Genomic DNA, 20,014 nt, shown 5'->3' on the forward strand with positions numbered 1-20,014 from the left:
TCGTAGGTGTTGGTGGTGGTGCTGCTGCCGGTGGTGGCGGTGGTGAGGTTGCCGCATCCCGGGCCGCCGACTCCCACCGCCCTACGAATGGCTGGCTCAACCCGACCAAGAAGGTAGGGCGGTCTTGGTTCCTGACGCCCTGGCGCCGCATACCGGCGCTGGCCAGCGGAGGCTGGCGTCCTGGGTGATGTGGTGGTCGAATCCGGCGGCGATGTCGCTGGGCAGGGGGTGGCCCTGCGGGTGTCCATGTCGACGTTGACCAGGATCAGTTCCAGCAGGCCCGCAGCCTGCCCGCAGCCGCGCGATGTCCGCAACCCTGGGCCCAGTGGCGCCCGCAGGAGCGCGCGCACCACCGACAGATGCGTCACAAGTGCGCGTTTTACGCGTTGGGGTCCCAGTCTGCGAGCTGCTCCATCGGCTCGGTGTCGCCGGTGGTCTCCAGGCCGTCGAGCGGGAGGCGCTCGTAGAAGTAGAGGACCAGTTCGCTCGCTGCGCCTCGCATCGCCATGTCGCCCGGCTCCGCGTCGGCGGCGAGGTCGTCGCAGCGGACGCCGTCGGCGTTGAGGGTCAGGCGCCAGGAGCGGCCCTCGGTCGTGTGCAGGTCGATGGTCGCCGGCTTGAACGGCCAGGGGACGGTCGTCGCCGAGACGGTCGTCAGGAACTCGTCGACGCCTTCGACCGCGACGTCCGTCGGCAGCGGCTGTGCGACGCCCTGGGTGAGCTGGGCGTCGTAGGTGTGGACGGCGATCTCCTGGATCTGGTGCCGGGCGACGGCTCCGCTGGTCTGCGGGGCCTGCGAGCGGCCCCACCAGGTCCAGCAGCCGCGGTCCGGGCCGGCCTCGCGCATCGCGTCGAGCATGAGCTCGGTCGACTCGGCGAGCCAGGCGTCCAGGGCTTCGCGGTCGCGGGGCGCGGTCGGGGCGCCCTTCGGGTCCGTCCTCGCCGGGGGCTCAGCGCCCGGGCCCGCCGCGACGATGGCGGCCTGGCGGCGGCGGCCGTCACCGAGGTGCTGCGCCAGTTCGCGCAGCGTCCAGTCCGGGCAGGTCGGGACCTGGACGTCAAGGTCGGGGGCGGACGCGATCGCAGCGCGGAACGCGGCCGAGCGGTCTTCGATCAGCCGCAGGACCTCGGGGAACTCCAAGATGTTTCGCACGGCGGTTGTTGTATCACGGCGCTCCGGCCGCCGGGTAGCGAATTTTGTCCACGGTGACGGAGTTGGCGCCACCCTCAACGTTGCCCATGAGCACTGCAGTTGGCCCGGCTTGGCGTCGGAGTTGGCCCGCAGGAGGAGGCGGAGAGCTTTTCATGGCTGTGACACGCAGTTTTCGGTGCCACGAGGATTTTGTCATCGGTGCGGCATGGGTACGCCTGCAGCGCGGAGCCTGGCCTCGGTGAGCGCGGTCAGCCGGGCCGCGACCGGCGCTTGGTCCTCGCGGTGGTTGTTGATCAGCTTGTACTGGGCCGAAGCCTTGGCCCAGGCCTGCAGGCCGGCGTGATCTACCTGCAGCGCGGGGTTGGCGAGGTAGTGGTCAGCCATGGCGGTCGCGAGTTCTTCGATCCTCGGGTCGTCCGGTTCCCAGGTCTCCGCCTCCCGGCCGCGTTTGGCCAGGTCAACGTACTCGGGGTCATCGAGGCCGTGTTCGAGCCGGTTCAGGAAACCGTCGAAGCCCTCCGGCGCCAGCGCCCGGGCCAGCACCAGGGCCTCGCGCTGCGCGGCCACGTAGTCGGGGCCGAAGCCGAGGCCGGGCATCCGGTCCAGGACCGCACAGGCACGGTCGGGCAGCAGAGCCCTGTCGCCGTCCGCGAGCCGGTGCAGCGTGTCGCGTCGGGCGACCAGCTCATCGATGCGCTCCGTGAGCTGCCGCTCGACGTCGGCGAGCGCGGCGCCGAACCGCGCGGCGTCGGCGTCGAGCATGGGCCCGATCTCGGCCAGCGGCACGCCCGCGGCGGCCAACGCCCGCACCTGGACCAGCTGCAGCAGCTCGCCGGATCCGTACCGCCGGTAGCCGGAGCTGTCACGTTCCGGCTCCGCGACCAGGCCGAGCTTGTGGTAGTGCCGCACCGTCTTCACCGTGACGCCGACGAACGCCGCCGCCCGCCCGATCGTCACTCCGTTGCTCATCCGCCCACCTTGCCGCAGAACACCTCGTCGACGAAACGCTGTTGGGCGGTCTGGAAGGCTGGTGCTATCGACAGGTCGGCGTCGTCCACCCAGGTCAGTCCGGCGGTCAGGGTCCTGCTGCCGTCGGGTGTGCCGTACATCAGCGCCGCCGAGCCCATAGTGGCACCGTTGTGGTGGAAGACGGTGCCGCACTCCGTTTCCTGCGCGAACACCCCCAGGCCGTAGCCGACGGTCGCTTCCGGCGTGCGCATCTCGGCCAGCAGCTCGGCCGGCAGGAGCTTGCCGCCCATCAGTGCGGAAAAGTACGTGTGCAGGTCCCAAGTGGTCGAGACCATGTCACCACCGGCTCCGACCCAGGACGGGTTGTGACGGGTAACATCGACCGTCCGCTCCTGCCCGGCTGCCGATGCCGTGCGCACGGGCGGCGGCCAGGTCGGCGTGGATCCGCCTTGACCTGCACCTTGACGCCTGAACGCAGCGGCGTTTGCAATGCCGTAGACCGACGATCAAGGCTGGGGCCTGGGCGGATGAATCATCCGCACCCGCAGCGCTGATCTGGACCAAGCCGCAGGGCGTTCACAGCCAGCCGCGGCGGGCGGCCAAGAGGCTCGCCTGGAAACGTGTCGTCGCTCCGAGGCGTTCCAGCAGCCGCTGGATACGCCGCTGGGTGGTCCGTTCGCTCCAGCCCTGGGCGCGCGCGATGGCGGAGTCGGTCAAGCCCGAGGCGAGCAGGTTGAGCAGGGAGCGGGTGTCCGCGTCCGGTTCTGCCGCATCGGGGCCGGGAGAGGGCTCGCCACGCCCCGAGGGGACGCGTCGGGGTCCCGCAGGGGTACCGCCCGTTCCCATTCGGACTCGAACAGGGCCTCCAAGGCCGCGAGGATGGGCGAACGATGGATGAGGTAGGCGGCATGAGTGGGCAGGCTGAAGGGAGGATGGCCGCCTTGTTGTCGCTGATCAGGAGTTTGAATGGCAGTTCGGGGCGTATACGGGCCTTTTCGCCCGCTCTGAGGCTGCGGACGATGTCGTCGCGCATTCGGCCCGGCCAGGCGACCGCCTCCCGGTCGTAGATGACCCGATGGGTGATGCCGGCTCGCAGCCGCTGGGTCTGCGCGTCGAGGTTGGTGCCCGGTCGGTCGACGTACGGGGGCCGGTCGAACGCCCGCACCTCCTGGCGAGCGCCAAAGGTCAGCCTGTGGGCCGCCCTGCCGATCTGGTCGCGGTCGGTGAGCAGTTCGACTCCCAGCGACGGGTCGTCGATCCGCGTCGCCTCCTGGTGCATCTCCATCAAGCGACGCACCATCACACGGGCGTCGTTCAACTGCTTCTCCCGCTCTTGGATGAGAGCGGTCACCGCGACATCGGGGGCGGTTGCCGAGAAACGCGGCGGACGTCCCGTCGCCTTCATGGCCAGGCCGTCGGTCACCAACTTGGACAGCAGTCGCCCGACTCGGGCGGAGGACAGGTCTCAGGCCGCCCCGAGCTCCGGCGCGGTGCTCCGTGGGCGCGCCACCAGAGCCACGAAGACGCGCTCTGTCTCCTCCGCAAGTCCCAGAACGTCAAGTCCCATGGTGCCTCCGCCGTGCAAGTGGCGGCCTCGCCGCCTGGCGGATTTCGGCCATCCGCCGTCCGTTGTCAAGTCCCCGCCCGCGCTGCGCACGCCCTCGCCCGCATGAGGGTCTGGAAGATCCTCCGCGACGCCCGATTGACCGAATGGCAGCGCCAACCCGGTGAGAACCCGGTTTAGCTGTTAACGACGTCAACGGCATGCTTCGTTGAGGATCGGATACGCTGCTGTGTACGGTGGCGGCCATGGCAGACAAACCCGCGGCACCGGTCGGTTCTCTGGTCACCGGTTCCGAGATCGCCCGGATAGCAGGCGTCACTCGTGCCGCGGTCTCCAACTGGAGGCGGCGGTACGACGATTTTCCTGTGCCCGCCGGCGGTGGGGTGCACAGCCCGCTCTACGACCTGGCTGAGGTGCAGGCCTGGCTGGACAAACAGCGCAAGGGCCAGGAAGTCTCGCTGGAGGTCCAGCTGTGGCAGGCGCTGCGCGGAGCCTATGGTGACGACATGCTCGGCGGTCTCGCCGATGTAGCTCAGCTACTCGCGAGCGCCACCGGGGACGCGCCCGACACGTTGCCGGCGGATGCAATGCGCTTGGCGCGATCCCTGGCGGAAAGTGAATCCGCGGGCGAGGTGGTGAACGCCCTCGCAGAGCGCTTCACCGACTCCGTGCGCCGGGCCGGATCGGATCAGGTCACCTCCCCGCGCATCGTCCGGGCAGTGCGGCACTTCGCCGGTGAGGTGGCGCCGAACGCCACCATCTTCGACCCGGCGTGCGGCATCGGCACTCTTCTTCTCTCCATCGGACCGGGGCAGGGCCCGAGGCGATGCGGCCAGGAGTCTGACGAACGCAGCGCGCGCTTCGCCCAATTGAGGGCCGACCTCACGCATCGCGCAGATGTGCACGTCGTCGCCGGAGACTCCCTGCGGTGCGACCAGTGGGCGGAACTGAGGGCCGATCTCGTCGTCAGCGATCCGCCGGTAGGTGTCACCGACTGGGGGCGTGAGGATCTGCTTCTCGATTCGCGATGGGAGCTTGGGACACCCTCACGCGCCGAAAGCGAGCTTGCCTGGCTGCAGCACGCCTATGCGCACACAGCGCCCGGCGGCCGGGTGATCATGGTCATGCCCGCCTCAGTCGCCTACCGCAAGGCAGGCCGCCGCATCCGCGCCGAACTCGTACGGCGCGGGATCCTGACGCAGATCATCGCTCTTCCGCCGGGCGTCGCCGCATCGCACGCGCTCCCTGTGCACCTCTGGCAGCTGCGACGCCCGCGCGCTCTCGGCGACGCGGCCACCAGCGTCCGTATGGTCGATCTGACAGCGAACGATCCGGACGGCTCGCTGGACGCGCAGACCGAGCAGGTGGCGGAGGTCTCGCTGATCGAGTTGCTCGACGATGCCGTGGACCTCACCCCAGGGCGCCGTGTCGCCGAGTCGCACCGCGACTACGCGGCGGAGTACCAGTCGTTGAGACAGGAGCTCACCGCGCAGGTGCGGCTCCTGGCCGAGCTGCTACCCACGCTGATCGCGGGAGCGAACGCGAGTGTTGTGGACGGGCCGACCGTCAGCGTCGCCGACCTTGCACGCGCCGGACTGGTCCAGTACGGCGATCCCGAACCGGTCTCGGTCAGCGACCAGCTCGACACCGACTTTCTCCAGGGGTTTCTGCGTAGTTCGGCGAATACACGCAGGTCCACGAGTGACAGTGGAACGTTTCGGCTTGACGGCAAGGGCGCCCGGATCCCGCAGATGGACATCGCCGAACAGCAACGGTACGGAGCGGCTTTTCGCGCACTGCAGGAGTTCGAGGAACTGGCCCGGCGCGTTGCCGAGCTGAGCAAGCAGGCATCCCATCTGGCGTGGGACGGGCTGGGCAACGGAGCACTGGCCCCCGGCGAGTGAGGGGTGTCGTGCCGCTGCGATCATCGAATCAGTTCTCCTGCGGCACGAATGGACTGACCGTCCCGCTCCAGGACACCGCCAGTGCCTCCCGCGCACGCGTGCACGCCACGAACAGCAGACAGCGTTCGCGCAGCAGGTCCGACTCGTGTTGAAGCGCGTCCACCGTGGTCGGCGTGACCTCGCGCGCGAAGGGCACCGCACTCGCGGTCACCCCGAGGACAGCCACGCAGCGGAATTCCAACCCCTTCATGGCGTGCATGGTGGCCAGCCGTACCCCGTCCACGTCCGGCCCCGGGTGGTCCTTGATTCTGGCCACCGGGACGCCGGCAGCGACCAGCTTGTCGTGGGTCTTGTCCAGGAGCACATTGAAACGAGCGCAGACACCGATCTCGGCCGGCCCTACGCCCTGGGCGATCCACTCCTGGACGCGTGCGACGATCGACGCCACCTCTGCCTGCTCCGAACCGTATCCGTCCACATGCGGTCTGCGCCCGTGCAGAAGCGAGCGGTAGCCCGCCAGGGTGTCGCTCCCGTCACCGCCGAGATCCTCCACGGAGACGGGGGTGAGTATGCGCGTCGACCAGGCCAGGATTTCCTCTGTGCTGCGGTAGTTGACCCTCAGCCGGTGCGTCCGGCCGGTCACCGGTATGCCCAGGGAACCGAGCGAGACCTTCGAGTCGTAGATCCGCTGGTGCGGGTCGCCCGTGATGAACAGATCGTCGCTGCCGGGCGCCACCGCGCGACGCAGCACTCTCCACTGGGCGGGGTGCAGGTCCTGTGCCTCGTCGACCACGACGTGGTCGTGTGTCGGCGACGAGGCTGCGAGGAGGTCGGCGGCACGCGCGCAGACTCTGAGGTGTGTAGTGGCCTTCCGCTCAAGCAGCAGGGACTCGAACAGCTCGACGGACGACCACAGTTCCTCTCGCCTGGCGGGCGACAGCGCGCTGCCGCGGCCACGCCGGGAGGCGGCGCGATAGGAGTCCAGGGTGCGCAGGTCCTGGGCGAGGATCACATGTCGGTACTCCTGCGCCAGGAACTGGTCGGTCCAGGGTAGCCGGAGCTGCTTCGCCACCTTCTGCCACAGCTGCCGTTCGTCACGATCGTTGACGGGGGAGAGAACCTTCCCGTCGTGGCGCGTGACGACGGCGTGCGCGTAGGCGTTGACCGTCGTCACGTCGACTCGGTCCAGCAGCGAGGGGTCACCGTCCAGCAGCACGGACAGGTTCTCGCGCAGTGATGCGGCAAGAGCGTTGGTGTACGTGGTCAGCAGCACCCGGGCGTCGGCCGAGCGCGTGAGGAGATGCTTGACGCGGTGCAGAGCCGCGACCGTCTTGCCCGTGCCCGGCCCACCGGTGACCTGGACCGGGCCGCCGTACGACACGCGGTAGGCGACCCGGCGCTGCGAGGGGTGCAGGAAGACCCGCCAGGCCGTGAACGGCTTCTCCAGGACGTCCGCGAGTTCCTCCGGGCCGGTGACCAGCGTGATACGGCTCGCCGTGTTGGCGATGGCGACGGCCAGACTCTCCTCGGGGTCGGGTCCCGCGTCGAGGGGGCGCCGCACGGCGACCACGTCCCGGTACACGTCCTCGGGCTTGAATCCCTCGGCGAGGTACTGGAGAACCTCGCACTGGTCTTCCGGCAGGAGCGTCTCGAAGGCCTGCAGCTGCGGCTTGTCGACGATGGTGCGCACCGCACGGAGCACCTGGTCGTCGATGCCCAGTTCGCGCAGCACGGTGTCGGAGTACTTGGCGAACAGCAGTGAGTCGGCCGTCGCGGCCGCCTTCTCGAGGGCCGGCGTCAGCTGCTCGATGGCGACGACGTTGCGCACCTCGAGGCCTCGGGTGGCGGAGTTGGTGGTGTACAGCCGCTTGGCCGCCCAGGTGTAGGCGTCATCGTGCGGTACGACATTGACCAGCAGGAAGACATCGCTGCCGTCGTCGGGAGCCAGGACGACACCGCGCCAGAAGTCGTTGATGCGGATGGTGCGCATCCGCGGATCGCGTGCCTTGTCGACGGACTCCAGGTGCAGCCCCTTGTCCGCGTACAAATCGGCTACGGTCAGCCGCTGGAACTTCTCCATGGCCTTGCGAACGCCTGCTTTGACGTGCTTGTCCAGGACGTCGTAGCTCTCCCAGAAACTGCTGGCGAACGCGAGCTGTGGCACGTGACGCTCTCCCACCCCAGAAAGGACCCCTCCGCGTCGATCATACGCGCAGGTCGGGAACCATCTGCCGGGCCACTGCGGCGATGTCCGCGAGCAGCCCGGCGGGCTGCTGGTCCAGGTCGAGTGCGTGCTGGCGGATGAGGATGCCGGCGTGCCGAACGCGGTGCGCGGCGTGGGAGGCGTTGCCCTTCGCGTAGACGAGGTGGCCCTCCCGCAGCCCGAGCGCCGTGCAATAGGCCAGCATCTGGTAAAGGTCGGTCTCGGGGAAGCCGCCGCGCTTCTCGGTCTTGTACTTGGCGTCCACCACGGCGACCGGAGCCCCGTCCGCTCCATACAGGACGAAGTCGGGACGCATACGGACCGCGGCGGCCTCGTCGAGGTGGTGCGCATCCTGCAGACGCGCGCTGCGCCCCGAGCCGCTCAGGGTTTCCCGCAGCGCGACCGTCACGAAGTCCTCGAAGAGCTTGTTCATGTCGAAGAGGAACCCGTCGATGCGGAGCCCGCCGGAGGCGTGTTCCGCGGACGCGTTATCCAGGACGACACGCGCGAGACTCAGGGCCGTGTGGTAGCGGGCGTTGAGACGCGTGGGCCACCACTCGGGGAGAGGCTGTCCCCGCACGACGACGGCCACGTCGGCCAGCCGCGCCCGCTGGTGCAGCAGCCTGCGGCGCACGTCGCGCGGTACGCCGGGCAACCGCAGCAGACGATCGACAGCCGCCCGCAGAAGTCGGTTTTCCGCGATGTCGGTGGTGAACTCGTCGTACGTCACCTCCACCGGCAGTGTGGCACCGAAGCGTCGCCGGATCTGCTCGGCCTCTCGGATCCGGCCCCGGACGACGAGAGCGGACTCCTCCGTGGCCCGGTACCCCTGCAACAGACCCCGGCGCAGAGCCTGGTCCACCTGCCGCTCCACGGCGTGGGCCAGCGCCGGCAGCAGATCGCGGTGCTCGGCCACCTCGACTTCGCCGTCTCGCCAAGGACCCTTCGGGTCGAGGCTGTAGCCGACGAGAAAGAAGAGCCGGGCGATGGGAGTCTTGGGGACGATGCGCACGATGAACGTCTCGTCCGCACCTGGCACGCCGACGGCCACCGAGCCCACCTTGCTTCCGGCCCGCAACGACCAGCGTCCCGGAGCGTACGGATCGGGCGCCGCCTCAAGGACGCCCGCGACGGTCAGCGCGCGGCCGACCGGGTCCGGCAGGGCCACGCTGACCGCCGGCGCGTGCTCGACGATCTCGACGACCGAGGTCACCCGAGCGACTCCCGCAGTGTGGCCAGCCCGTACCGCTTCTCGACGTCCACGCCCTCGCCGTAGTGATGCTCCTCCAGGAGCGGCAGGATCTTGGTCCGCCAGATACGCTCGAGACCGCCGTCCCGATAGACCCCCTTCTTCATCAGGTACGACGGTCCGATCCGGAAGTCGGGATCGTCGATACGGGAGTTGAGAGCGTCGAGGAGATCGGCGGGTTCGGCGTCCTTGCCCTCCCTGGTCAGCCATCGGCGCAGCAACCCGCTCGTCGGCTCGGTGCGGGGTGACAACTCCACGAACGCGAACCGCCGCCGCATGGCCGCGTCGACGAGCGCGATGGAACGGTCCGCCGTGTTCATCGTGCCGATCACGAACAGGTTCGGCGGCAGGGCGAAGTCGTCGCCCGAGTAGGTGAGCCGAACCGACTTGTTCCTGTACTCCAGCAGGAAGTACAGCTCGCCGAACACCTTGGCCAGGTTGGCCCGGTTGATCTCGTCGATGATCAGGAAGTGTGGAATGTGCCGGTTGCCCTCGCGAGAGGCGAGGTCGGCAAGCTCGCGCAGCGGCCCGGCGGTGAGCCGGAACGCGACCTCCCTGGTCTGCGGGTCCTCCTGGGGCCGGAAGCCCTCGAAGAAGTCCTCGTAGGCGTAGGAAGGGTGGAACTGCACGAGCTTGACCTGCTCGGGGCCTCCGCCGAGAAACTCGGCGAGCTTCAGGGCGAGATAGGTCTTGCCCGTGCCGGGAGGGCCGTACAGGACCAGCTGTCGCTCGTCCCACAGCAGGTCATGGACCTCATGCAGCCATGACACGTCGTGTACGAGGAGGTCGGCGGCCAGTGCCTCGGTCGGCTCGGGCAGCTCCAGCTCGCGGCGGGCAGTGAGAGCGGGTATCTCCACGCTTGGGTCCCGTACCGTCGCCTCCGCCTCCTCGACCAGTTCCTGATCCGTGAGGCCGAGACCCTCGATGTGTGCCTGGACAGAGGTGAGGTCGACGATGTCGTGCTGGACAGACAGCTTCTGCTGCAGTTCCTCGGGCAGATCGCCGTAGGGGAAGCCGCTCGGCTGCCACTCGACAGGTCGGCGCAGGTTGGATCGCCGGTCTTCGGACTCCGTCTGCTGCACATCACCGGTGATCTCGCCGACGTAGAGCCGGCCGCCGGAGATGGTGCAGACCGTGTCACCGGGCTTCATACGGGACAGGAAGGCGTGCAGCTCCTCGACGAGTTGCTGCTTCTGGCTGTAGGTGGCGGTCGACTCGTAATCCTCTTGGACCAGACTGCGCAGATTGTCTTTGCTGATGCCCTGCTCCACGCCCTGCCGCAGACGGGCAGCCGCCAGGGTGATGCGTCCCTCTGGCAGCCACAACCGCTGGACCAGGTCGAGGCCGGTGACGTTGGAACCACGGACGAGCCAAGGCCGGTTCGGGCCCGGCCACACCCCCGACATGTAGTCGGACAGCGGTCGGTCGTCCTCGGTACGCCACTCCTCCCACCCGTTGCGCGGGGCCCCGACCAGCACCACGGCGGCGAAGGACGGGGACCCGAACACCACATCCTCGACCAGTTCCAGCCAACCCGGCCATCGCGTCGACGGCACCAGCACTCCCTGCGCCCTGAGTTCCTCACGGCGCTTGGTCGGTGCCTTGAAATGCTTGCCCAACGAGGGCATCACATGATCTCGCACCGGTGAGCCGGCTCGTACGAGGAACTTCCGGCTGCCGTTGGTGCCCGTCTCGTCAAGGAGAACTCCGCGAGCGCGGCCGATGCCGTCACCATTGGGCAGCCGGAGCTGAAATTCCGGGTAAGCGTCGGCCATGGGATCCCCCTCACATCTGCCGACCCGATCTTGCCTGCAGCGTAATGGCAGGCGCCGACAAGTCGAGGACTCAGTTGCCCGGGGCGCACAGGACCGCCAGGAGATCGGTGACCTCCAGCAGCCGGGTGTGGATTTCCGCCGGTGACGGGGGCAGTTCGTAGGTGCGGTAGTGGCACGCCGCGCTGAGCGCCGACCAGGTGGTGCGGCATCGGCGGGCTGTGGCGTGGCCCGCATACCACTCCAGGCAGAGCATCCGGTGCTTGCCGACCCGAGTCATCGACGGAGTGACACGAAGCCAGTACGTGTCCAGGGCCTGGTCGAGCGCCATGCGGAGCAGTACGGCTGCGGCACGTGCGCGCAGGCCTGGACTGAGCTACCACGAGCGTGACAACGCCCACTGCGCGCCGACGGGTCCGCTCGGCAGCCGGGCCGTCACAGCGATCCTCGATGGCCAGCAGCGGTTCACGGCACTGAACATCGGCCTGTGCGGATCTTTCACCGCGAAGCTTCCGCGGCTGTGGGCCAACAACCCGCTCGCCTACCCGAAGAAGGCCCTCTACCTGAACCTCCTGCATAGCGGCCATGACGACGACCTGGGAGTCGAGTACGACTTCCGGTTCCTGACCCCAGAGGAGGCTGCGGCCGGGACCGAAAGTGGTGACGCCCGCTGGTATCGCGTTCAGGACATGCGGGAAGCGCGCGGCATCGGGGATGTCATCCGTGCTCTTCAGCAGCACGGTGTGGCGGACAACGTCACTGCCGGCGAGGTACTGACCCGGCTCCATGAAGTCGTACACGTCACTCCGACGGTCAACTTCTTCCTTGAGGAAGCGCAGGAGCTGGACAAGGTCCTCAACATCTTCATCCGGGTCAACGCGGGTGGCGCGGTCCTCTCCTATTCCGACCTGCTGCTGTCGGTGGCCACTGCGCAGTGGGGCGAGCGTGACGCCCGTGAGACCATCCATCGCCTTGTCGACGAACTCAATGGGGTCGGCCAGGGCTTCGCCTTCAGTAAGGACCTCGTCCTCAAGACAGGGCTGGTGCTGCTGGGCAAGGGTGACATCCGTTTCAAGGTCGACAACTTCGACCGCGAGACGATGACCAGCCTGGAGAAAAACTGGTCCGACATCGAAAGCGCTCTGCGCCTCGGTGTGGCACTGCTGGCCGACTTCGGGTTCTCCGGTGTCACTCTCACGGCCAACAGCGTCCTGATTCCGCTGGCCTACTACCTCCACCGCCGCAACCTGAGTGACAACTACCGCACCTCAGACGTCTTCAGGGATGACCGCACCGAGATCCGCCGATGGCTCCAGCGCTCGCTCATGAAGTCCGGCGTATGGGGCAGTGGCCTTGACCGTCTGCTCACCGGCCTCCGCGCGACCCTCGAAAAGGAGGGCGGACAGGGCTGGCCGACCGAGGCCATAGAACGGGAGATGGCGCGGCAGGGCAAGCCGCTCCGCTTCGAGCCGACCGAAATCGAAGACCTCCTTGACCTCAGGTACGGGTCCAAGCGGCTGTTCCCCATGCTCGCGATGCTGTACCCGGGCGTCGACACCCGTGACCACTTCCAGGAAGACCACATCTTCCCGCGCAGTGTCCTGCGGTCACGGGTCAAGCTGCGCAAGGCCGGTGTACCCGAGGACGCGCTTCCGCTCATCGAGGACCGCGCTGACAGGGCGGCCAACCTGCAGCTGCTCAGAGGAGGCGAGAACAATTCGAAACAGGCCTCCCTGCCGGCCGCTTGGTTGCAGAAACACTTCCGGTCGGAGGCCGAGCGCCAAAGCTGGTTGCGCGAGTACGACGCGACCGGCCTGCCCGAGGATGTGACAGGGTTCGTCGAGTTCTACGACGTACGACGTGAGCGCATGCGACAGCGCCTCGTGGACCTCCTGGACGTGAACAGCCGCACAGTCCAGGAGCCGATCCTTGTCACACCGGAGTCCGGGCAGACCGTTCCGGACGACGAGCCCGATCCGGGGAACGAGGGGCTGTAGCGCCGGGGAAGGAAGGCAGGCTGACTTGGCTGACGACAAGGATCGGCGCAGCAAGGTCCTCAGGACGGAAATCCAGGGTGCTTCATCGCACCTACTGATCATCGGAGACCGGGCCGCCCTGAGCTGGGTGGTGACCGAGCAGCGGATGGCGTTCCCCGCGGGGCGGGCGCAGGCGGCCCGGGCGCTGGAGGAAGGCGATGAGATCTTCCTCTACACCACCCGCGGCTGCTTCCGGAATCCGACGCGAGACCTCGGGCGGGTCGTCGGCCGGGGCACGATCGCCAGTCCGGTGCGGGCCCTGGACGAGCCGGTCGTCTTCGGCGAGCGGACCTTTCCGGAGGTCTGCCGCCTAAAGGTGTCCGGCCTGGCCCGCTGCCGTGAGGGGCTGGTCCTGCGCGACCTGGTCCCGCGCCTGTCGGTGTTCCCCGACCCGGCCACGTGGAGTGTCCGCATGCGGCGCGCGTCGCTGACGCTGCCCGTGGCTGACGCCGGCCTGATGCGTGCGGAGTTGGAGCCGTTGCTGCGCCCCTACGACGAGGCGGCCGAGGGCTACCGCTGGAAGGAACCTGTGTCGGGTTAGTCCGGAGCGTCGGACACCGGCCTCCGCAGGTCGGCGGAGCGCGGAGGGCCGGCGTTTCGCCTACTCCGGGGGCGTGGGGGTCTCGGGGGTGCGGTACATCGCCTGGACATCCAGCTCCAGCTGCACGGTCGGCCCGACGACCGCGATGCCCCGGGCCAGCATGGAACGCCAGTTGAGGGTGAAGTCCTCGCGGTGCAACTCCGCCTTAGCCAGTGCCGCGCAGCGCAGTTCCTGCTCGTAGCCGCCGTTCACCGTACCGAGGTACGTCGTGTCCAGGCCCACGGAGCGGCTGATGCCATGCATGGTGAGCGTGCCGTGCAGCGTCCACTTGGAGCCGCCGCGGTAGACGAACCGGGTGCTGGTGAAGTCGATGTACGGATGACGCTCGACGTCGAGGAAGTCCGCGGAACGCAGGTGGTTGTCACGGGTCTTGTTGCCCGTGGTGATGCTGGAGGCGTCGATACGTACCGAGGCCTGGGAGTCGGCCATGTCCGGTGCGATGCGGATGCCGCCGTCGAAACGGGTGAAGCGGCCGTGGACGTGTGCCATGCCCACGTGCTTGGCGATGAACCGGATCGCGGTGTGCGGCGGGTCGAACAACCAGGTGCCGGGCGGTGGGAGTTCCAGCTGGCGGGCGGGAAGCAGCGCGATGCGCGCGGGGGCGAGGACGGCTCCGGCGACCATGTCGACGTGCTCGCGGGCGGGTGTGAGCCCCTCCGCCGCAGCCATCACGCTGTAGGAGCCCGGCGGCAGGGTCACCATGAACAGGCCGTACGGGTCGGTGGTGCCGCACGTGACGACGCGGTGGCTGTCCAGCGCCGTCACCGTGACCTCGGCACCCCCCAGGGGCTGCCCCATGGGATCGACGACCTCGCAGGCGTATGCGCCCGCGCCGGCCGGCAGGGGTACGGAGAGGCCCGGCGCGGCACCGAAAGCGGTGCGGGAACGCCGACGCCGGAGCAGTCCGAGGGCCATGCTCTTCGCCTTTCTTGAGCCGTGTCACCACCGCGAACCTCGCGGACGTGCCGACGTCCACGGTTGCCAAGAGCTTTCCTGAACTGGTTGCAGGCGCGATGAGATCAACTTTTCAACGATCATAGAACAGGCGGTGCGGAGCGGTTCCTCGCTGATGTCGACGTGCGGCAACACACTCCAGCGCGTCCGACCACCCCAATGGCCGTATTCAGCGGGCCGTATCGCGACTCCTTGGCCTTGCGCTTTGCGCCGCTGCTGTGGCGAACGGCACCCAAAATTCCCCGAGGTGTACGCGGGGCTCGCCGCTCCATCACGCGGCCCACACATTGCCCGCACGTTGGGACGACTCAGAGCCGGGGCCAGAACGCGTGGGCGGGTTCGGGCGCCCGGCATGGTCCAGCCGCAGGCGCCGCATGGCCGCACGCCGCGTGCGTCCGCGACGCCCGCTCCGGCGTCAGTCGAGTCCCTCCATCTGCCGGGAACCCTGGGCGCTAGAGATGTCGATTTCCGCCCAGACGGTCTTGCCGCCCGGCGGGTACGGCTCCGTGTCCCAGCGGTCGGCCAGGGCGGTAACTAGGAGAAGGCCACGGCCTGTCTCACTGTCGGGCCATGTCCCGAAGTCGGTGACGGCTGACGGGATGTGGTCACCCCGAGCATCGGTGACCGCGATCCGCAGCAGGCCGCCCGTACGGTCGAGGCGGAGCGCCAGGCGGAAGTCTCGGCCCTGAACCCGGCCGTGCAGCGCCGCGTTGGCCGCCAGCTCCGCAACGATCTGCTCCGCGCGCTCGACCACGGACGGTGATACCTGCCAGGCCCGCAACTCCGCAGCCGTGAGCAACCGGGCGAGCCTTGCGCCGCGACGGGTGGAGGACAGCTGTTGCGCGAAAGTCCTGGCGGCGGTGGATGCGTGGGGAATGGTCACGTTCATGAGGGCCACCGTGGGGGGCACGCGGGGGCGCACGCCAGGGGAAGGGCCCGTACGCTGCGTGAGAGTACGGGCGCATCCCCTGGACGGTACGACGGTCAGCCGTCACTGAGCCGATGCGGCAACGCCAAGGGGCTGTCAGTAATGCTCCAGGTCCAGAAGGACGTAGCAGCGGGACCAGTTGACGGTCCACTCGCCACCCATCTCGTAACCGGCCTCCCGCACCTGCTCGGTCACCCGCTCCAGTACGCTCCGCAGCGCGTCCAGACTTCCGGCGTCCTCGAACATGCCGCTGGGCTCCGACACGGGTCCGCGGTACATCACATGCTCATCTCCCCAACGTGTCCCGACGAGCTCGACGGTGTGGGTGTCACCGTCGTTCTCGACCGACACGTAGTAGCTGATCTCGCCTGATTCCCCATTCGCGTCATTGCCGGAGGAATCCGCATCCGGGGTTTCGTTCGGGGAAGCTGCGGCATCACAAACGCAGGAGGACCACCAGAGACGCCAGGGCCCGACCGTGTCCCATCTTTCCGCGTCCAGCGTCCTCTGGGCGACTTCGGCGAGAAGGGCGAGTCCCCGGAGCGAGCGTCTGTCGAAGTCCGGTGGGAGCTCGCCGCTCAGGTCGAACGACGGGTCCTGCGCCATACCTCCGGGGAAGGCGTCCACGAGTTCCAGGAGGCAATCGTCGTCGCCGTGCTCCCACTCCTCAGGGTTGTCCACCTTGGCGTAGCGCTCCTTGTCCGCCTCGCTGCACCAGCAGAGACCAGGCACGCAGCAACACGTGCCGGTGGCTGTCTCGTCGGCCTGGGTGGCGTCCTCGGCAGCCTCAACCGCCATGGAAACCGGGACAGGTTCCTGGCAAGGAGAAGGTGAGGGCCGGCCCGGGGTGAGGCAGACCGCCTCCAGCCGTGCTTTTCCGATACGGCTGTTGCTCAGCCACTCAGGCACCTCGTCGCGGATGTCGACTGCCCGTGCCTGCAGTGGTTGGTCCCCGTTGCGGTAGAAGGCGATATCGCAGAAGCTGTCGAGCCATTCGTCGAAGAGCTCGTCGGTCCCCGGCCGGCCGAGGCCGCTCGACTCGGCCGTGCGGAACCGTGCCCGCGCGGCAGCGAGGTCGATGAGCGGAAGGCCTTCGCGGCCAGGCGATGTCTCGGAGGGAACGGGCATGTCAGTAGCCTCCCGGAGTCGAAGGACCCCGGTAGCGCTGTTGCCACACCCCGGTGATCTGCGGTTTCCCACGCATTTCGCGTGGCTCGGCCGTCACCCGGAGCACCTCGTCCAGGGCGGGGATGCCGTCCAGCAAGCCGGGACTTGGCGCTGGAACACACGACCGAGCGGGAAGCTAACACCCGCGTCGATCTTCCGCAACATCTCCCACAACCCTTTACTCCGGGGCGGGAGTCATGACATCTTGCGGCTCGGCCAACCGGGCGTCGCGCATGGCCGGGACAGCCGCCGGCCGACCATCTCGCCCACTGCGCGAGTGGCCTACCGGCCAGGACCACGCCCCCATGAACCCGTGGGGACGAGCACCGATCTCCCTGCACGACGTGTAAGGGGGTCCTTCGTTTCACAGGAGGCCCTTGTGCACGCCACCGACGCAACCGGTACGCCTCGTAACTGGGATCTCTACCGGACCGCGGTCGCCCACATCCGGTTCCAGGGCCGGACGGTACGAGTCGAACCGCGTCCCTGGGGCACAGCTGAAGGCTCTTTCCCGGAATCAGCCGGCAGCCGCACCGTCCACGTGATCACGGCCTGGAATCCCCGTGGGCGTACCGCTTCCGCCGACGACAACGCCCGCGCTCAGGGCCTGTTGGTCAACGAGATCCGCAGCCGTGCTCTCACCTGGTGGTCCGCCGAAGGAGGCGATGCGTGCGGCACGCACCGCGAGGAGAGCGTCGCCGTCGTCGGCCTCAGCGACGCTGCCGCGCGGGAACTCGGACGGCGTTTCGGCCAGGACGCGATCTTCGCCTGGACCCCCGACGCCTGGCGCGTGCTGGCATGCGACAACGAGGCTGCGGCTGTGAGCGGATGGGCCGCGTGCCAGAGCCGCCGGCTTGCATCGCTTCGCCCGAGCGGCGACGCCGAGCGCGACCGCTCGGACGGATCGTCGGAGCGGCACCTCGGCGAGAGCTGACATACACAGGAGATGAACCCATGGGCATGTATCCCATGCGCACGCCGGACCACTGCCCCCGCTGCGGCAGGAAGCTGGCCGGTCCGCCTGCCCAGCGGATCAAGGCCGACGGCTTCCCGGCGGAGGTGACCTACGAGACCGACCCGGTGTGCGGCGCGCGTTGGCACGTGTGGGACAAGACGTCCCCGCTGCGCCACTTGGCCTGTCCCTATGTGGAGGGCACGGGCTGACGCGGGCCGCCTCCGTACGGTGAGTCGGCGTACGGACACGTTCGGTGGACAGTACGAATTCGAGTTGGCCACGCTGGGGTGTCGATGCGGGGTTTGGTACGTGTGCACCTGGAGGTGGGCCTCGAATGACGACCGACAACGTCGAACCGGCGGCGGGAGCGGAGTGCGTACGGGAACCGGACCCGTCGGACAGCCTGCGGACGTTCGGAGCGGTCGTGCAGGCGCTGCGCGAGCATGCGGGGCTGAGCCGGGTGGAGTTCGGCGAGATCGTCCGCTTCTCCAAGCACACAGTGGAGTCAGTGGAGTTGGGGCGCCGGATGCCGGATGCGTCTTTCGTCGAGCGCGCGGAGGAGGCGCTGGGCAACACGGGGGCGCTGCGGAACTCGGCGCGGTTTCTGACTCGGGGGGAGGCGGGGCTGGCGGCTTGGTTCCGGCAGTGGGCTCGGCTGGAGCGTGTGGCGGTGAGTCTGTGTACGTATGAGTGCCGGTTGGTGCCGGGGTTGTTGCAGTCGGAGGGGTATGCGCGGGCGGTGTTCGAGGGGACCGTTCCGGTGGCGCCGGACGACCAGCTTGAGAGCTTCATGGAGCGGCGGATGGAACGCCAGCGGATGCTGTACGAACGGCCGACGACCCCGTTCAGCTTCATCGTCGAGGAGCATGTGTTCCGGCGCCGGTCCGGAGACGCGGGCCAGATGCGGGAGTTGTTCGATCACGTGCTGGAGCTGAGCGCACCGCGCAACGTGACACTTCAGATCGTGCCGCTGGAAGCGGGGTTACACGCTTGCCTCGACGGCCCGCTCCAGCTGTTGGAGACCCCGAAGGGGCAGCGGCTTGCCTACTCCGAGGGGCAGCAGAACGGCCGTCTGATCTCCGACCCGAAAGAGGTGAGCCTGCTCCAGCAGCGCTATGACACACTTCGCTCGCAGGCCCTGAACGCCCAGGACTCGCGGGGGCTGCTGGGGCGACTCCGAGGAGAGCTATGAGCACGACGGAACTGGCCTGGTTCAAGTCCAGCTACAGCGGTAGCCAGGGTGACAGCTGCGTGGAGGTCGCTGTCACCGAACAGGCCGTACACGTACGGGACTCCAAGGACATGACGCGTCCGCACTTCGCTGTCGCGCGCGAGGAGTGGCAGCGGTTCGTGGGGTTCGCGGCGGGGTCCTGAGCCGCGTCGTCCCGGCGGTCGCGTGATGACGTGCACCGCCGGGACAACGGGTCAGTGAAGGTCGGGTCCGCCCGCCTCGACGATCTCGTCGAGCACGCTGATCTCCTCGTCGGCGTCGTCCGGCACATCGGGGTCGTCGCCGAGAAATGGTCCGGGTGCCTCCTCGTCAGCGAGATGCGGATACTTCTCCAGGAGGAACCGCCGCCGGTACGCCATGTCGGCGGCGTCGACGATCCCCTCCAGAGTGGTCCAGTTGAGGGTGCCTCCAACAACGATCCCGAATGCGGGTACGGCCTTGCCGAGCCCCTTCTTGGTGAGACGAAAGCCGAACGCCTTCGCGAACTGCGTGGAGACCTTGGTGACGACTGACTCGCTGAGGACTTCCCACGTCTTGCCGCGGAAGAGCGCCTGGGTGAGCCGCGAGATGTCGGCCATCGCGGCGTTCTTGGCGGTGGCAGAACTTGCCGTTCCGACGTTGACGACAGACATCACGAAGAGCTTTTCGGCAGGCTCTTCGGGGTCGTAGCCGTAGAACAGCGAGACATGGCCGACGGCGCGGGAAGCGAGTCCGAGGACAGCAGCGGTATCGGCGGCAAAGGCGCCCGCGATCGCACCTCCCGAAGGCGCTGCCGCAGCGCCGGCGGAGGCGGCGATGACGAGCTCTCCTCCAGAGATCGCAAGTCCCGCAGTCGCTCCCGAGAGCGCCGCGACGGCCGGGTAGTACCAGCTCGCCCCACGTCCACGGACCGCGTCGATCTGCTGGAGGTCCAGGCGGCGCAGGTCGGAGAGCGACTCGACCTCGTGCCCCCGTTTCTTGTGACGCGCCACCACGCGTTTGGGGGAGAGGCCCGCTCGCGACACCCGTCCCACCGTCCGCCGCATGGACTGCAAAGCAGTGCCGCTCCAGTCCGGCAGGGCATCGGCGGCTCCGCGAGCCCCGGCGCCGACCTTTTGAGCACCCTTGGCGACGATTTCCTGTCCACGCGAAACCGCCGATCGGGCCCGCGGGTGGTTCTCCAGCTGTTTTGCAGCGCGCTTGCCGAGTTGCGCGACGCCGTTGGCCACGTGCTCCCCGGCGTTACTCATCGCTCGTGACAGTGGACGGCCCTTGAACTGCTGGATGGCACGCCAAGCCTCGAGCTCGTAGTCCGAGGGAAGCCGATCGGGCTGCTGCGGGTTGCTCAT

The 20,014-nt window shown here is 68.3% G+C and carries 19 protein-coding genes and 1 riboswitch; of the genes, 7 read left to right on the forward strand and 12 right to left on the reverse strand.

What is annotated here, in order from left to right; all coding sequences use genetic code 11:
* Window positions 1–379: 379 nt before the first annotated feature.
* The 4 genes from ABZ823_RS15595 to ABZ823_RS15610 all read right to left on the reverse strand — a co-directional run bounded on the left by ABZ823_RS15595 (window position 380) and on the right by ABZ823_RS15610 (window position 2,839).
* Window positions 380–1,153 (reverse strand): maleylpyruvate isomerase N-terminal domain-containing protein, encoded by a 774-nt coding sequence (locus tag ABZ823_RS15595; protein WP_361659352.1) that lies wholly within the window; start codon window positions 1,151–1,153, stop codon window positions 380–382.
* A gap of 192 nt (window positions 1,154–1,345) precedes the next feature.
* The gene (locus ABZ823_RS15600) at window positions 1,346–2,122 is read right to left on the reverse strand and encodes a MerR family transcriptional regulator (protein WP_361659354.1); all 777 of its coding nucleotides are present in this window, start codon (window positions 2,120–2,122) and stop codon (window positions 1,346–1,348) included.
* Entirely contained in the window at window positions 2,119–2,613 is a 495-nt protein-coding gene (locus tag ABZ823_RS15605; RefSeq protein ID WP_361659838.1) for a serine hydrolase, read from the reverse strand. Before ABZ823_RS15605 ends, ABZ823_RS15600 begins: the two co-directional genes overlap by 4 nt.
* A gap of 85 nt (window positions 2,614–2,698) precedes the next feature.
* Complete coding sequence (locus tag ABZ823_RS15610; RefSeq protein WP_361659357.1) at window positions 2,699–2,839, reverse strand: hypothetical protein; 141 nt, start codon at window positions 2,837–2,839, stop codon at window positions 2,699–2,701.
* Between the two features lie 1,092 nt (window positions 2,840–3,931).
* Between ABZ823_RS15610 and ABZ823_RS15615 the strand changes: the two genes are divergently transcribed.
* Window positions 3,932–5,590, forward strand: a complete 1,659-nt coding sequence (locus tag ABZ823_RS15615) for an N-6 DNA methylase (RefSeq protein ID WP_361659360.1) — start codon at window positions 3,932–3,934, stop codon at window positions 5,588–5,590.
* 28 nt (window positions 5,591–5,618) lie between these two features.
* Here the strand turns inward: ABZ823_RS15615 and ABZ823_RS15620 are convergent, their stop codons facing one another.
* The 4 genes from ABZ823_RS15620 to ABZ823_RS15635 form a co-directional block, all read right to left on the reverse strand.
* A complete protein-coding gene (locus ABZ823_RS15620) occupies window positions 5,619–7,754 on the reverse strand; it encodes a UvrD-helicase domain-containing protein (RefSeq protein WP_361659363.1) in 2,136 nt (711 codons plus the stop codon).
* Between the two features lie 40 nt (window positions 7,755–7,794).
* The gene (locus ABZ823_RS15625; protein WP_361659366.1) at window positions 7,795–9,006 is read right to left on the reverse strand and encodes a restriction endonuclease; all 1,212 of its coding nucleotides are present in this window, start codon (window positions 9,004–9,006) and stop codon (window positions 7,795–7,797) included.
* Window positions 9,003–10,817: a DUF4357 domain-containing protein gene (locus ABZ823_RS15630; protein WP_361659369.1), complete on the reverse strand. Its 1,815-nt coding sequence runs from the start codon at window positions 10,815–10,817 to the stop codon at window positions 9,003–9,005. Before ABZ823_RS15630 ends, ABZ823_RS15625 begins: the two co-directional genes overlap by 4 nt.
* A 70-nt stretch (window positions 10,818–10,887) precedes the next feature.
* Window positions 10,888–11,145: a hypothetical protein gene (locus ABZ823_RS15635; RefSeq protein ID WP_361659371.1), complete on the reverse strand. Its 258-nt coding sequence runs from the start codon at window positions 11,143–11,145 to the stop codon at window positions 10,888–10,890.
* Between ABZ823_RS15635 and ABZ823_RS15640 the strand changes: the two genes are divergently transcribed.
* Window positions 11,144–12,811, forward strand: coding sequence for a DUF262 domain-containing protein (locus tag ABZ823_RS15640; RefSeq protein ID WP_361659374.1), 1,668 nt, complete (start codon window positions 11,144–11,146; stop codon window positions 12,809–12,811). The two genes, ABZ823_RS15635 and ABZ823_RS15640, sit on opposite strands and share 2 nt — an antisense overlap.
* Window positions 12,812–12,836: 25 nt before the next feature.
* Window positions 12,837–13,391: a hypothetical protein gene (locus tag ABZ823_RS15645; protein ID WP_361659377.1), complete on the forward strand. Its 555-nt coding sequence runs from the start codon at window positions 12,837–12,839 to the stop codon at window positions 13,389–13,391.
* A 60-nt stretch (window positions 13,392–13,451) separates the two neighbouring features.
* Here the strand turns inward: ABZ823_RS15645 and ABZ823_RS15650 are convergent, their stop codons facing one another.
* The 3 genes from ABZ823_RS15650 to ABZ823_RS15660 all read right to left on the reverse strand — a co-directional run bounded on the left by ABZ823_RS15650 (window position 13,452) and on the right by ABZ823_RS15660 (window position 16,461).
* The gene (locus tag ABZ823_RS15650) at window positions 13,452–14,366 is read right to left on the reverse strand and encodes a YceI family protein (RefSeq protein ID WP_361659380.1); all 915 of its coding nucleotides are present in this window, start codon (window positions 14,364–14,366) and stop codon (window positions 13,452–13,454) included.
* Between the two features lie 454 nt (window positions 14,367–14,820).
* Complete coding sequence (locus ABZ823_RS15655; protein WP_361659382.1) at window positions 14,821–15,294, reverse strand: ATP-binding protein; 474 nt, start codon at window positions 15,292–15,294, stop codon at window positions 14,821–14,823.
* Window positions 15,295–15,429: 135 nt separating this feature from the next.
* Window positions 15,430–16,461 (reverse strand): hypothetical protein, encoded by a 1,032-nt coding sequence (locus ABZ823_RS15660; RefSeq protein ID WP_361659385.1) that lies wholly within the window; start codon window positions 16,459–16,461, stop codon window positions 15,430–15,432.
* Window positions 16,462–16,516: 55 nt separating this feature from the next.
* A riboswitch (SAM riboswitch) is annotated at window positions 16,517–16,626 on the reverse strand.
* A gap of 253 nt (window positions 16,627–16,879) precedes the next feature.
* On the opposite strand from ABZ823_RS15660, the gene ABZ823_RS15665 reads away from it, so the two are divergent.
* The 4 genes from ABZ823_RS15665 to ABZ823_RS15680 all read left to right on the forward strand — a co-directional run bounded on the left by ABZ823_RS15665 (window position 16,880) and on the right by ABZ823_RS15680 (window position 18,829).
* Complete coding sequence (locus tag ABZ823_RS15665) at window positions 16,880–17,434, forward strand: DUF3293 domain-containing protein (protein WP_361659388.1); 555 nt, start codon at window positions 16,880–16,882, stop codon at window positions 17,432–17,434.
* Window positions 17,435–17,454: 20 nt separating this feature from the next.
* Window positions 17,455–17,664: a hypothetical protein gene (locus tag ABZ823_RS15670; RefSeq protein ID WP_361659391.1), complete on the forward strand. Its 210-nt coding sequence runs from the start codon at window positions 17,455–17,457 to the stop codon at window positions 17,662–17,664.
* Window positions 17,665–17,789: 125 nt separating this feature from the next.
* Window positions 17,790–18,647, forward strand: a complete 858-nt coding sequence (locus ABZ823_RS15675) for a helix-turn-helix transcriptional regulator (protein ID WP_361659394.1) — start codon at window positions 17,790–17,792, stop codon at window positions 18,645–18,647.
* Window positions 18,644–18,829, forward strand: a complete 186-nt coding sequence (locus tag ABZ823_RS15680) for a DUF397 domain-containing protein (RefSeq protein WP_361659397.1) — start codon at window positions 18,644–18,646, stop codon at window positions 18,827–18,829. The genes ABZ823_RS15675 and ABZ823_RS15680 overlap by 4 nt, the downstream gene beginning before the upstream one ends.
* Before the next feature lie 51 nt (window positions 18,830–18,880).
* On the opposite strand, the gene ABZ823_RS15685 is transcribed toward ABZ823_RS15680, so the two are convergent.
* Window positions 18,881–20,014, reverse strand: a complete 1,134-nt coding sequence (locus ABZ823_RS15685; protein WP_361659400.1) for an EcsC family protein — start codon at window positions 20,012–20,014, stop codon at window positions 18,881–18,883.

Origin of the sequence: Streptomyces sp. NPDC047079, assembly GCF_040643755.1 — a bacterium.
GTDB lineage: Bacteria > Actinomycetota > Actinomycetes > Streptomycetales > Streptomycetaceae > Streptomyces.

Bases quoted from the DNA above. Each gene is read 5' to 3' on its own strand.
- ABZ823_RS15685 (WP_361659400.1), bottom strand. From the start codon at position 20,014: ATGAGCAACCCGCAGCAGCCCGATCGGCTTCCCTCGGACTACGAGCTC.
- ABZ823_RS15680 (WP_361659397.1), top strand. From the start codon at position 18,644: ATGAGCACGACGGAACTGGCCTGGTTCAAGTCCAGCTACAGCGGTAGC.
- ABZ823_RS15615 (WP_361659360.1), top strand. From the start codon at position 3,932: ATGGCAGACAAACCCGCGGCACCGGTCGGTTCTCTGGTCACCGGTTCC.
- ABZ823_RS15670 (WP_361659391.1), top strand. From the start codon at position 17,455: ATGGGCATGTATCCCATGCGCACGCCGGACCACTGCCCCCGCTGCGGC.
- ABZ823_RS15660 (WP_361659385.1), bottom strand. From the start codon at position 16,461: ATGCCCGTTCCCTCCGAGACATCGCCTGGCCGCGAAGGCCTTCCGCTC.
- ABZ823_RS15675 (WP_361659394.1), top strand. From the start codon at position 17,790: ATGACGACCGACAACGTCGAACCGGCGGCGGGAGCGGAGTGCGTACGG.
- ABZ823_RS15650 (WP_361659380.1), bottom strand. From the start codon at position 14,366: ATGGCCCTCGGACTGCTCCGGCGTCGGCGTTCCCGCACCGCTTTCGGT.
- ABZ823_RS15600 (WP_361659354.1), bottom strand. From the start codon at position 2,122: ATGAGCAACGGAGTGACGATCGGGCGGGCGGCGGCGTTCGTCGGCGTC.
- ABZ823_RS15630 (WP_361659369.1), bottom strand. From the start codon at position 10,817: ATGGCCGACGCTTACCCGGAATTTCAGCTCCGGCTGCCCAATGGTGAC.
- ABZ823_RS15635 (WP_361659371.1), bottom strand. From the start codon at position 11,145: ATGGCGCTCGACCAGGCCCTGGACACGTACTGGCTTCGTGTCACTCCG.
- ABZ823_RS15655 (WP_361659382.1), bottom strand. From the start codon at position 15,294: ATGAACGTGACCATTCCCCACGCATCCACCGCCGCCAGGACTTTCGCG.
- ABZ823_RS15640 (WP_361659374.1), top strand. From the start codon at position 11,144: ATGCGGAGCAGTACGGCTGCGGCACGTGCGCGCAGGCCTGGACTGAGC.